General features: G+C 51.1%; 8 protein-coding genes and 1 pseudogene. 4 read left to right on the top strand and 5 right to left on the bottom strand.

From position 1 onward, the window contains the following. Window positions 1-117: 117 nt before the first annotated feature. Window positions 118-1,533: a DEAD/DEAH box helicase gene (locus AC5M9B_RS02760; RefSeq protein WP_487648217.1), complete on the bottom strand. Its 1,416-nt coding sequence runs from the start codon at window positions 1,531-1,533 to the stop codon at window positions 118-120. 458 nt (window positions 1,534-1,991) lie between these two features. On the opposite strand from AC5M9B_RS02760, the gene AC5M9B_RS02755 reads away from it, so the two are divergent. Then, window positions 1,992-2,240: a hypothetical protein gene (locus AC5M9B_RS02755; protein ID WP_070654879.1), complete on the top strand. Its 249-nt coding sequence runs from the start codon at window positions 1,992-1,994 to the stop codon at window positions 2,238-2,240. A 185-nt stretch (window positions 2,241-2,425) separates the two neighbouring features. Here the strand turns inward: AC5M9B_RS02755 and AC5M9B_RS02750 are convergent, their stop codons facing one another. From AC5M9B_RS02750 to AC5M9B_RS02740, 3 genes are all read right to left on the bottom strand, one after another. Continuing rightward, window positions 2,426-3,067 (bottom strand): GrxB family glutaredoxin, encoded by a 642-nt coding sequence (locus tag AC5M9B_RS02750; protein WP_070654877.1) that lies wholly within the window; start codon window positions 3,065-3,067, stop codon window positions 2,426-2,428. Between the two features lie 106 nt (window positions 3,068-3,173). Continuing rightward, window positions 3,174-5,000: an SPM autocatalytic domain-containing protein gene (locus tag AC5M9B_RS02745; RefSeq protein ID WP_487648216.1), complete on the bottom strand. Its 1,827-nt coding sequence runs from the start codon at window positions 4,998-5,000 to the stop codon at window positions 3,174-3,176. A 39-nt stretch (window positions 5,001-5,039) separates the two neighbouring features. Continuing rightward, window positions 5,040-5,783 carry a hypothetical protein gene (locus tag AC5M9B_RS02740; RefSeq protein ID WP_244969492.1) on the bottom strand — a complete coding sequence of 248 codons (744 nt, stop codon included), beginning with the start codon at window positions 5,781-5,783 and terminating at the stop codon, window positions 5,040-5,042. A 94-nt stretch (window positions 5,784-5,877) separates the two neighbouring features. Between AC5M9B_RS02740 and AC5M9B_RS02735 the strand changes: the two are divergent. After that, window positions 5,878-5,985: pseudogene (locus AC5M9B_RS02735) on the top strand (IS5/IS1182 family transposase); the annotation flags it as partial. A gap of 130 nt (window positions 5,986-6,115) precedes the next feature. After that, window positions 6,116-8,329 carry a RelA/SpoT family protein gene (locus AC5M9B_RS02730; protein ID WP_070540543.1) on the top strand — a complete coding sequence of 738 codons (2,214 nt, stop codon included), beginning with the start codon at window positions 6,116-6,118 and terminating at the stop codon, window positions 8,327-8,329. A gap of 232 nt (window positions 8,330-8,561) precedes the next feature. Here the strand turns inward: AC5M9B_RS02730 and adhP are convergent, their stop codons facing one another. After that, complete coding sequence (gene adhP, locus AC5M9B_RS02725) at window positions 8,562-9,605, bottom strand: alcohol dehydrogenase AdhP (protein WP_083294196.1); 1,044 nt, start codon at window positions 9,603-9,605, stop codon at window positions 8,562-8,564. Between the two features lie 433 nt (window positions 9,606-10,038). On the opposite strand from adhP, the gene AC5M9B_RS02720 reads away from it, so the two are divergent. Continuing rightward, window positions 10,039-11,514 (top strand): aldehyde dehydrogenase family protein, encoded by a 1,476-nt coding sequence (locus AC5M9B_RS02720; RefSeq protein WP_070654871.1) that lies wholly within the window; start codon window positions 10,039-10,041, stop codon window positions 11,512-11,514. The last annotated feature ends 359 nt before the right edge of the window (window positions 11,515-11,873 follow it).

Below are 11,873 nucleotides of genomic sequence, written 5' to 3'. Positions count from 1 at the left end.
TGTCGCATACAGAACCCAGCTTGCACAGAGCGCCTGAAAAGGCTTTTATGAGTGTCCAAGATTTGGGGACCAGTTCACTTTTTCAGACGACCTTTTAGGCTTTGTGGAGAAGCGAATTTATTTCGTGCCGTAATTGGGTTGCAGCAGGGCGCAGGGTTGGCGTTCTCTACGGCTGCGGCGGCTGCGTCCGGCGATGGTGCCGCAGGCGGCGCCAGGATCGGTTTTGTCGGCTTTTTGGGGTTTGTCGCCGCGGTCGTTACGCTCGTTACGTTCATTGCGTTCGCTGCGGTTGTTCCGTTCGGAACGGTTTCTGTCGCTGCCGCGGCTGCGGGTTGGGGTGGGTTGGGTGTCAGTGGCGGCATCGCCGTCGGCGTCGGTTCCCCACCAGTTCGGCTCGAAGCCTTCGATGCGTTCGACTGCCAAGTCGTTACCGGTCAGCTCTTTGATGGCTTCAAACATTTTTTGTTCGGTTTTGTCCATCAGGGAAATGGCAACGCCGTCCGCGCCTGCCCTACCGGTGCGTCCGATGCGGTGGACGTAGTCTTCGGGCTGGGTTGGCAATTCGTAGTTGATGACAAAGGGCAGCTCGGCGATGTCCAGTCCGCGTGCGGCGACGTCGGTGGCGACGAGGACGCGCAGGCTGCCTTCTTTGAAGGCGTTGAGGGTTTCGAGGCGGCTTTGCTGGGATTTGTCGCCGTGGATGGATTGGGCGGCGAGGTTTCGGCGCACGAGGTCGCGGGTAACTTGGTCGACGCTTTGTTTGGTTTTGCAGAACACGATGACTTGGTTCATCTGCAAATCGACAATCAGCCGCTCTAGGAGGTTGCGTTTTTTAAGCGCGTCAACGGCGATGATGTGTTGCTCGACATTGGCGCTGGTGGTGTTTTGCGCGGCAACTTCGACGATTTCGGGCGCGTTCATGAAGTCTTTGGCGAGTTTGCGGATGGGCGGGGCAAACGTTGCGGAAAAGAGCAGGGTTTGGCGTTGTTTGGGCAGCATCTGCATGATTTTGCGGATGTCGTCGATGAAGCCCATATCCAACATACGGTCGGCTTCGTCGAGAACGACGATTTCGACTTTGTTGAGGTTGATGTTTTTTTGTTTGACGTGGTCAAGCAGCCTGCCGACGGTGGCGACGACGATTTCGCAGCCGGCGCGCAGGTCGGCGGTTTGTTTGTCCATGTTGACGCCGCCGAAGAGGACGGTGTGGCGCAGCGGCAGATTTTTGATATAGCCCTGCACGTTTTGGTCGATTTGGTCGGCGAGTTCGCGCGTCGGGGTCAATACGAGCATACGCACGGGGTGCATCGCGGGCGAGGTACTGGCGGTGGCGTAGCGTTTGAGGCGTTCCAGACTGGGCAGCATAAAGGCGGCGGTTTTGCCTGTGCCGGTTTGGGCGGCGGCGAGTAAATCATGACCGGCGAGTGCTTTGGGGATGGCGGCGGCTTGGATGGGCGTCGGGTTTTCGTAACCTTGTTCGGTCAGCGCGGAAACGAGTTCGCTGCCCAGCCCGAGTGAGGCGAATGGATTCATGGCGGTATCTTTCTGTCCAGACGGGATGCGGCATGCCGCGAGGGGTCGTCTGAAACGGGAGAATGTTTTGATGATGTGTTTTATAGGATGCCGCTGGCAAAGTGTGCGGCCGGTGTACGGCAAGCCGCAGAAAATGAATGTGGCTTCTGCGGTATGGAAAGGTAAGCGGGATTATGCCATAAAACCCTTGCGCCGCCCAACGGCAGGCGGGCGGGGTATGGTTGTTCGGCTGCGTTGCCGAGTCGATAAGGGAATTTTTTACATTGCGGTGGCGTCGGTGTTTATGTTTCTTAAATTTTTGAAACCGCTTATCATTTTCTGACGGCATTTACTGTCATAGTTCAAACTTATCGAAAACTTTCATATGTAAATGAAACTAAATCGTACTAATGGGACTCTGTTTTGGGACAGACGCAAATTTGCGCTGTAAACCATCAATCACAATAGGAATATACGACATGAAAACTTTATTGATCGCCGTTGCCGCTGCAAGCCTGATGCTGGGTGCCTGCTCTAGCAGCAAAACTACTGAAGAAGCTAAAACCCCTAGCGTAAGCGTTGAAGAGGCAATCGTTCAATGTCAACAAGCTTCCGGTGCCAACCAAGACCGCGCCGTGTTCGATGCATGTATGAAAGACAAAGGCTACCAACGCAGCGCCGCTGAAGGCGCAGCCGCAGCTGCTGCTTCTGCACCTGCCGCACAATAAGCACAGCTAGGAATTATTGATGTATCACCCGATCTGTTCGGGGTCATACATCAACAATTTCTCGCCATGCTTGTTCCGCCTGATTCCATTCACTCCCGGAAGGTAGGGCGGGCGCAAACGGAAAGGTCGTCTGAAAACTGTTTTCAGACGACCTTTCCGTTTGTTTTATCCGGCGGATTCGGTTATTACAAGGCGCAGTCAAAATACAGCGGCACGCCCGATGCTTCGCTCATCCGCATCAGGTAATCCATAATCTTTTGCGGCCACTCGACGCCGCGCACAACGGTCAGGTTGCGCAATATTGGGAACACCAACACGTCTTCCATACCGGCTTCGCCGTTCAAGCCCGTGCCGCCTTCGGTCATCAGCGTTTCCAGTTCTGCCAAATCCTCGTTCAGCTGTTGCACATACTGACCGGTTTTGTCCAAATTGGTGGCGAAGCTGCCGATATTTTTCTCTTTTTTGTCCGTGAAATATTTCACCGCTTCCGGCGTTTCAAATTCGGGCAAACCGATTTTCACCACGCGCGGATGGACGAGTTTCAGGTTGTATTCGCCCACTTTGTCCAACCATGCCTGGATTTCGGGGCGGGTTTCATCTTTCAGACGACCCTCGCGGTCAAGATAGCGGACAACGTCCAAACTCTCGCCCATAAACGAACCGTCTTCTTTTTGCAGGATGGGCACTTGTTTCGCGCCGATCATGCCGATCGGCGTTGCCTCGTCGTCGTTTGCCAGCACGACTTCTTCAACGTCCGCGCCAAACAGCCCCGCCGCCATCCGCGCACGCACGCAAAACGGGCAATGGTCGTAGTAATACAGTTTCATTAAAAATCCTCCGAAAATGGGTTTGATTGGGCAAAGGCCGTCTGAATGCCTCACGCAAAAGGATTATCCTGCCAAATATCTTTGGAAGCCATATCTGATAACGTGTTTATACGGCCGGGATATATGCAGTATTTTCTCTGGGCAGTATAACCGATGTTGAAATTTCCGTCGGATACACGACATCAGCGGCTGTCTCTGCTGAAATTTCACCTGCCAACTCATTGTAAATTCCTTTGTCGTTTTGGAAATCAATATCGGCAACCTTGCGCCTTTCCCCGTTTTCCAAAACCACTTCTGATTCAAATAATATTTTATTATCGGCTTCATCTTTCAGATTGATTTCTGCAAAATCCAAAGAGATCGACTGGATATCCCAGTCGGACAATAGAGAAAGCTCTCCTTCCTCCGTTTTCCCGTTACCGTTTTCGTCATGCCAGATTCTTAGCTCGCCCCACAATTCATCATATTGATTAATGATATTATTATTGTCGCTGTCCAAATCTTTCAAAGCTTCTACGCCGTTTTCTGCGCGCTTGCCGTCAGACATAACTGTTGCCTCACCAAACATCTCCGTTCCGTCGTTTACCATGCCGTCTCCATTTTTATCCCAAACCAAAAAACCGCTGCCTTTTTTGAGCCAAGCCGTCTGTTCGGCCATCCCGTCGCCATCCATATCAAAACTCACTCCATCCTCCACCGAAGTCGTGAGCAACTCTTCTCCATACAGCTCGATAGCAAGAGGAGTATGGTAATTTTTGGCAATTTGGTCAAAATTCTGCTGAAGATTATCCACTCCGCCCTGCAAATCAAGTGAAATATTGGCTTTGTTCAGTAAATCCTGCAAAGCTTTCAAAGCTTCGTTTTCATTATGAATTTCTTTGCCTTTTCCTGATGCCTGTTCAGATTTTTGCTGTTCGACCAAAGTAGCCAAGCGGTTCACTGCATTGGAATGAAGCCTACTGGCTGAAGTAATCAGTGCCGCATACGCACTTTTTGAGTAATTTACTAAATTATCGTTGAAGCTGACACTCTTGCCCGCGCTGCCGATACCGAATTCAATCGCCCCCTGCTTTCCGCCTGAAGAATAATATAACGCTGTTCTTGCAGCCGTCGTTACCGTACCGTCTGCCAAACGGCTGTTGGCAGGTACAAATACCACCATCAGCGTAGGATTTCCACGCGCCATCATCGGCATCAGACTAAGCGGCATATTTGGATCGGTTTTCTGAAAGCGAACCCGCTCGTCACCTACGCCAAACAGTCTGTTGGGATGGTCAGGCGCTGCTTCATCCATTCCTGATTGCAGAATTTTTTGCTTTTCGGCCGGAGTTTTACCGTTTAGCAGGTTTGGATTGGTTTCCTCAAGGAATATAGATTTCGCCCATGTCCAATAAGTATGGCTGGGCTGGCCGCTGGGGTTTTGGGTTTTCATTTTATGGGCAAAATAATCAACAGCCTGTTGCTGGTTCATCGCCTTGATTGCTGCCGTATCCGATCCGTATTTGGTTTCTTTGGGATTGTTCCGCAAATCAAACTGAAAACGGTTGTATTCGGCTTTTCCTTCTTCATACAAAAGACGGCGGGCATACTCATTTGCAGTAAGGTTTTTTGTTGGATTTCTCTCATCAGCAAGATCTAGTCTATAAAGAGTATCAGAAATACCATGCTCGATTTCATGGGCATAATCAGAAGCCGTAAGATAATCTTTTCCAAATACCATCTCACGGTATTCAATGTCTCCTTTTAATTTTCTCGTTGTATAAGTGGCTGGAACATGATGATCGACACGAATACTTGATAGCCCCCATTTATTGATAAAAATATGAGTCTTTTGCATAATAACATTATCCCGCATGATGCTATCAATCTCCTTTTTAGGCATGCCCATGCGAATAAAATGCTGCCGGATTTGTGCATTTTGAACTGTTGCCATAATAATTCTCCTATTAATTGTTAGAGTAAATTTTTAATTTTAATTGGTGATAAAATAATTTTTTTCATATTGAATATAAGATATTTCCTTGCTACATCTCATATTTTCTTGGTTATCATGCATAAAGTATAGAGATACACTATCTTTAATAGACAATCTTGCATGAAAATCCTTAATATGACCGTTGTTGTCAATAGCCTCTAATGATTTTTCAAAACTTACAGCAGAATCAGAACAAAGTATAGGCCTAAACATTGGATGCAAAGCAATTCTTGGCAGGGGCAAATCCTCGGGATAACGGTTGTCAGGAAACAGCGAACGGTAATGCTTTAAATAATCAGGCGTTGCTTCGATTTCTAAAAAAGTGCTGCCGTCGTAGTTGGTCTGATGCACTACCGTAAAGCCGTCGGTCGGCCGTTTTAGCTTACGCCGCCTGTGTTTGAGCCATTTCTGCCGCTCTGCCTTGTCTTTCCATCTGAGTACCGCCTGTTTTTCTCCGTCAGGCCGCAAACGGCCGGAAAGCCGCACATAGCGCCGGTACACGGGAATCTGCCACTTTTTCGCTAAATCTTCAGGCGGCATATCAAGCAAACAGGCGCTGCGCAGCGTGCCTGCCATCTGCCTGAACAAACTCTCGAAGCTATTTACAGGATAAAGCTGCTCGCAGCCCGTTGCGTCATCCGCATATGCTTGAGAAACAGAGACCGTCTGAATGCCGCTATCGGCATGAGACAAAATGGGCAGCAACATGGCCGGCCACAGCAAAGCAGCTAAAAATTTCATACTCATCTCCTTCTTGATAAAAATTATTACTTGCATTGATATTATTCCCAATATTTTTTCACTGCAAGCACATTTACACGCTAATTGTTTGTTTTATAGTGGATTAAATTTAAATCAGGACAAGGCGACGAAGCCGCAGACAGTACAGATAGTACGGCAAGGCGAGGCAACGCCGTACTGGTTTAAATTTAATCCACTATATTTTGATGTTTATATGTTATTGCAAGTTGGGTAGCCCAGGCCGTCTGAAACATGCTTTGCCGCAAAATACGGGCAAGCTGCTACAATACAGCCGCTATGTCGAAACAAAACAAACGGAGAAACGGCACGCCATGAGCAACACACGACAAACACCGGAAATCCCCGCCGCACCGCTGCAAGAATCCCGCGCGTGGTTTGACGCGCACACCGCCGGTTTGCCCGAACCTGCGCAAAAGCTGCTTCAGACGGCCTTGTCGCTGGCCGAGACGCATTATCCTGCCGATGCCGTCACGCCGTATGGTGAGCCGCTGCTCGACCATTTTCTCGGCGCGGCGCAGATGGTCAATGAACTCGACCTGCTCCCCGATGCCGTCGCCGCGACCCTGCTTGCCGACATCGGACGCTACGTCCCCGACTGGAATCTATTGGTTTCCGAACGCTGCAACAGTACTGTCGCCGAGCTGGTCAAAGGTGTGGACGAAGTGCAGAAGCTCACCCACTTCGCCCGTGTGGACAGCCTCGCTACGCCCGAAGAGCGCGCCCAGCAAGCCGAAACCATGCGTAAAATGCTGCTGGCGATGGTAACTGACATCCGCGTCGTGTTGATCAAGCTCGCCATGCGCACCCGCACCATGCAGTTTCTCAGCGAGGTTCCCGACAGCCCCGAAAAACGCGCCGTCGCCAAAGAAACCCTCGACATCTTCGCTCCGCTCGCCAACCGTTTGGGCGTGTGGCAACTTAAATGGCAGCTCGAAGACCTTGGCTTCCGCCATCAAGAACCCGAAAAATACCGCGAAATCGCGCTGCTTTTGGACGAAAAACGCACCGAACGCCTCGAATACATCGAAAACTTCCTCAACATCCTGCGCGCGGAGCTCAAAAAATACAACGTTCACTTCGAAGTAGCCGGTCGCCCGAAACACATCTACTCCATTTACAAAAAAATGGTGAAGAAAAAACTCAGCTTCGACGGCCTCTTTGACATCCGCGCCGTGCGGATTCTGGTCGATACCGTCCCCGAGTGTTACACCACGCTGGGTATCGTCCACAGCCTCTGGCAACCCATCCCGGGCGAGTTCGACGACTACATCGCCAACCCCAAAGGCAACGGCTATAAAAGTTTGCACACCGTTATCGTCGGCCCCGAAGACAAAGGCGTGGAAGTGCAAATCCGCACCTTCGATATGCACCAATTCAACGAATTCGGTGTCGCCGCGCACTGGCGTTACAAAGAGGGCGGCAAGGGCGATTCCGCCTACGAACAAAAAATCGCCTGGTTGCGCCAACTCTTGGACTGGCGCGAAAATATGGCGGAAAGCGGCAAGGAAGACCTCGCCGCCGCCTTCAAAACCGAGCTTTTCAACGACACGATTTACGTCCTGACCCCGCACGGCAAAGTCCTTTCCCTGCCCACGGGCGCGACACCCATCGACTTCGCCTACGCCCTGCACAGCAGCATCGGCGACCGTTGCCGCGGCGCGAAAGTCGAAGGGCAAATTGTGCCGCTGTCCACCCCGCTTGAAAACGGACAGCGCGTCGAAATCATTACCGCCAAAGAAGGGCATCCTTCCGTCAACTGGCTGTATGAAGGCTGGGTCAAATCCAGCAAGGCAATCGGCAAAATCCGCGCCTACATCCGTCAGCAAAACGCCGACACCGTGCGCGAAGAAGGCCGCGTCCAACTCGACAAACAGCTTGCCAAACTCACGCCCAAGCCCAACCTGCAAGAGCTTGCCGAAAACCTCGGCTACAAAAAACTCGACGACCTCTATACCGCCGTCGGACAAGGCGAAATTTCCAACCGCGCCATCCAGAAAGCCTGCGGCACGCTGAATGAACCGCCGCCCGTACCTGTCAGCGAAACCACCATCGTCAAACAGTCCAAAATCAAAAAAGGCGGCAAAACCGGCGTTCTCATCGACGGCGAAGACGGTTTGATGACCACGCTTGCCAAATGCTGCAAACCCGCGCCACCCGACGATATTGTCGGCTTCGTTACCCGCGAACGCGGCATTTCAGTGCACCGCAAAACCTGCCCCTCTTTCCAACACCTCGCCGAACAAGCGCCCGAAAAAGTGTTGGACGCAAGCTGGGCGGCATTACAGGAAGGACAAGTGTTCGCCGTCGATGTTGAAATCCGCGCCCAAGACCGCTCAGGGCTTTTACGCGACGTATCCGACACGCTCGCCCGCCACAAACTCAACGTTACCGCCGTGCAAACCCAGTCCCGCGACTTGGAAGCCAGCATGAGGTTCACGCTCGAAGTCAAACAAGTCAACGACCTCCCGCGCGTCCTCGCCAGCCTCGGCGACGTCAAAGGCGTCTTGAGCGTCACGCGCTTGTAAGGTGGAACAAAAGGTCGTCTGAAAAACGGATTTCAGGTTTTTCAGACGACCTTTTTATGAGAATACTTGCGAAGATTTAGAGATTTGGCCATTCGTTGGGTTAACTGCGATCATACCTGTCGGTGCGTGAATGACGGCGCAAGTTTTTTATTTTCATGCCGATAAATTAAAGGTCGTCTGAAACCCAAAACAAGGTTTCAGACGACCTTTTTAGTCAACTGCCTACATCAAATTAATGATGACCGCAGCCGCATTCTTTTTTCATGTCGATAACCATGCGGCCGGTGATTTTGCCTTCGCGCATTTCTTGGAAGATTGCCGGAGCTTCGTCCAAGGCGCGCAGTTGGACTTTCGGTACGACCAAGCCTTCCGCACCGAATTGGAAGGCTTCTTCCAAGTCTTTGCGCGTACCGACCAGTGAGCCAACCACTTCGATGCCGTCCAAGACCAGACGAGGGATGGACAGGTCCATAGATTCGGGCGGCAGACCGATGGCAACGACGCGGCCGCCTGCACGGACGCAGTCCACAGCGGAGTTGAACGCGGCGGCGGATACGGCGGTAACAACGGCTGCGTGTGCGCCGCCGGTTTTTTCCTGAATCACTTTGGCTGCGTCTTCTTTGGCGGCGTTGATGACCAAATCTGCGCCACTTTCTTTAGCGAATGCCAGTTTTTCATCGTTGATGTCGATGGCGACAACGTGTGCGCCGAATACTTTTTTCGCGTATTGGACACCCAAGTTGCCCAGACCGCCCGCGCCGTAAACGGCAATCCATTGTCCCGGACGCACGCCGGAAACTTTCACGCCTTTGTAAGTGGTAACGCCGGCGCAGGTAATGCTGGAAGCTTGCGCAGGGTCGAGGCCGTCGGGTACTTTGACGGCGTAGTCCGCATCAACGATACAGTGGGTCGCCATACCGCCGTCGGCGGTGTAGCCTGCGTTCAATACGGAACGGCACAAGGTTTCGCGGCCGGTATTACAGTATTCGCACGAACCGCAGCTTTGGAACAACCATGCGATGCTGACGCGGTCGCCGACTTTCAGGGCGTTCGCGCCCGGAGCGACTTCTTTGACGATACCGATGCCTTCGTGTCCCAACACGCGTCCCGGTTTTTCGCCGTAGTCGCCTGCCGCAACGTGCAAGTCGGTATGGCACACGCCGCAATATTCGACTTCAACCAACGCCTCGCCGTATTCCAACGGGCGCACTTCGCGTTCTACAACTTCTACATCGCCTGCTACATTTTGATTCACAACAACTGCTTGCATCTTCATGGTGTTCTCCTTGGCATTCGTCAGAAATCCGTAAAAGGTCGGGTAGGAGGTAACCCCTCCTGTAAATGAGAATACTCCCCTTCATTTCGCTGTGTCAACACCCTATCTTTTTGAAAAATAAGAAATAAAATGTTATACCATAACATTTTGCCTGCCTGAAAATATGCCCACCAAGACGCTGAAAAATTCTTACACATATCATGTAAAAAAGGTCGTCTGAAAACTTTAATTACATTAACAAACCCGCTTCATTTCCATGCGGGGTCAAGCCTTATCGGATTGGATTTCCTATTTTAGAAAATTACATATTTGGAATTTTGAGAACGTTATCACTTTTAATGCTTGAACTGAAAGAGAAAAAATACTATTCTATTTTCAGACGACGTTTGAGGAACGTCCAAAACCTAAGAAAGACAACTAAGGAGACAGCATCATGGCAAAAGATTTAAATGTGTTTGATAAAGAGTACGGCCTCTTGATTAACGGCGTGTGGACCAAACCCGGCGCGCTTTTGGATTCCTACAATCCCGCCAACGGAGAATTGTTAGCTAAATTTACCGATGCATCCGATGCCGATGTCGATGCTGCGGTTGCCGCCGCGCAAGAAGCATTCAAAACATGGCGCAAGACTACCACCACCGAACGCGCCGCCATACTCAACAAAATCGCCGATGTGATTGACGAAAACTTGGAATTGTTCGCCTTGCAGGAAACGCTGGACAACGGTAAACCTATCCGCGAAACCCGCGCCGCCGACATCCCGCTGGCTTCCGACCATTTCCGTTATTTCGCCAGCGTCATCCGCGGCGAAGAAGGCACCGCCACCCAGCTTGACTCCGAAGACCTGTCTATTGTCCTGCGCGAACCCATCGGCGTAGTCGGTCAGATCATTCCGTGGAACTTCCCCTTCCTGATGGCGGCTTGGAAAATCGCCCCCGCACTCGCCGCAGGCTGTACCATCGTTATCCACCCGTCTTCCAGCACTTCGCTGAGCCTGTTGTCGTTTGCTCAAAAAATCAACCACTTGCTGCCTAAAGGCGTGTTGAACATCATTACCGGACGCGGTTCTAAATCCGGCGAATACATGCTGCGCCACAAGGGCTTCAACAAACTCGCCTTTACCGGTTCGACCGAAATCGGCCGCCACATCGGCATCGCCGCTGCCGAAATGCTGATTCCCGCTACCTTGGAGCTGGGCGGCAAATCCGCCAACATCTTCTTTGACGACATGCCTTTTGACAAAGCCCTCGAAGGCGCGCAAAAAGGTATTTTGTTCAACCAAGGCCAAGTGTGCTGCGCCGGTTCGCGCATCTTCGTACAAGAAGGCATTTACGACAAATTCGTCAACGCCTTGGCTGAAGAGTTCAAAAAAATCAAAGTCGGCCTGCCTTGGGAAGACGATACCCAAATGGGTTCGCAAGTCAACGCCGGTCAGCTTGAAACCATTTTGAAATACGTCAAAATCGGCGAACAGGAAGGCTGCCGCATCATCACCGGCGGTAAAAAAATCGAAGGCGAATTGGGCAAAGGCGAATTTGTCGAGCCGACCTTGATCGAAGCCGGCAGCAACAGCGCCCGCGTCGCCCAAGAAGAAATCTTCGGCCCGGTTGCTACCGTGATTAAATTCAAAACCGAAGAAGAAGTCATCAAAATGGCGAACGACAGCGAATACGGCTTGGGCGGCGCAGTGTGGAGCAAAGACATCAACCGCTGCCTGCGCGTTTCCAATGCACTGGAAACCGGCCGCGTTTGGGTGAACTGCTACAACCGCCTGCCCGCAGGCGCACCGTTCGGCGGCTACAAAACTTCAGGCATCGGTCGCGAGACCCACAAAATGATGCTCGCCGCCTACACGCAGGTGAAAAACATCTACATCTCCACCCGCGAAGAGCGTGAAGGCTTCTATTGATTGCCTGCTGAACATCGTTTATTGATGTAGAAAAAAGGTCGTCTGAAATCCGGATTCGGGTTTCAGACGACCTTTTTTAAAATTGCGGCAAGTATCCCTGCCCTATCAACATTCTAAACTATAGCTAAATTACTTTATTTACAATACGCAACTTACCGGCTGTCGTCACTCCTGCGCAGGCGGGAATGACGGCATTTGATGACATGCCGGATTTAAAGTTAAGTATGTTTACTATAGAAAGCGGGATAAATCCGTTATTTCAAATTTAACGAATTTAAATTTGAAATATAGTGGATTAAATTTAAATCAGGACAAGGCGACGAAGCCGCAGACAGTACAGATAGTACGGCAAGGCGAGG

Source organism: Neisseria flava (assembly GCF_982712965.1).
This window is presented reverse-complemented; position numbering and strand designations above follow the sequence as displayed.